This window comes from Mesorhizobium sp. P3_B5, assembly GCF_056402815.1.
In genome coordinates this window covers 1-603 of the sequence record NZ_JBFUGR010000046.1, presented here as the reverse complement: position 1 = coordinate 603, position 603 = coordinate 1, and the positions used below count along the sequence as shown (strand labels likewise).

Annotated in this window: 1 protein-coding gene; it reads left to right on the top strand. The window is 61.2% G+C overall.

The genetic code is table 11. The annotated features are described in order from the left end of the window. A partial coding sequence (locus AC1DVW_RS29695; RefSeq protein WP_477327946.1) for a transposase occupies positions 1–580 on the top strand: 580 nt, incomplete at its 5' end. Positions 581–603 lie beyond the last annotated feature (23 nt).

The following is a 603-nucleotide window of genomic DNA, read 5'->3' as shown; positions in this document are numbered from 1 at the left end:
GCCCTGTGAGAAAGGCGAGCACCTTCAGTCGCTTGCTCGCCACCGCGACCATCTGGTCGAGATCAGGGCGAGGTTGAAGAGATATCTCAGCGAAGCCTTCGACGCGGACGTTGTCGACGACCTTCAAGACGTCATCGCCGACTTCGACACACGCATCGATGCGCTCGAGAGCCGGATCGTCAAAACCATTCGCCAAGCCGAGGACACCGCCCTCGACTATGCGCTGATGGTCTCCGTGCCCGGGGTCGCCACGATCACGGCCCTTTCTCTGCTGGCACACATGCCAGAACTCGGCCGGCGATCGCCCAAGTCGATCGCAGCCCTTGCCGGTCTTGCCCCTTTCGACAATGAGAGCGGCAAGCTCAAGCGCAGGAGCAAGATCGGCGGTGGTCGCCCGCGGGTCCGACGAGCTCTCTACATGGCGGCGCTGGGCGCCATCCGTGCCAATGACCGGTTCAAAGCTTTCTACGTCGCCCTTGCCGCACGTTCCGGATCAAAGAAACTCGCCATCGTCGCCGTCGCAAGGAAGCTTCTGGTCACCCTCAACGCTATCATCAGGGACAAAACCGCATTCACGTGAACACAGTTGCCATTGCCATGCCG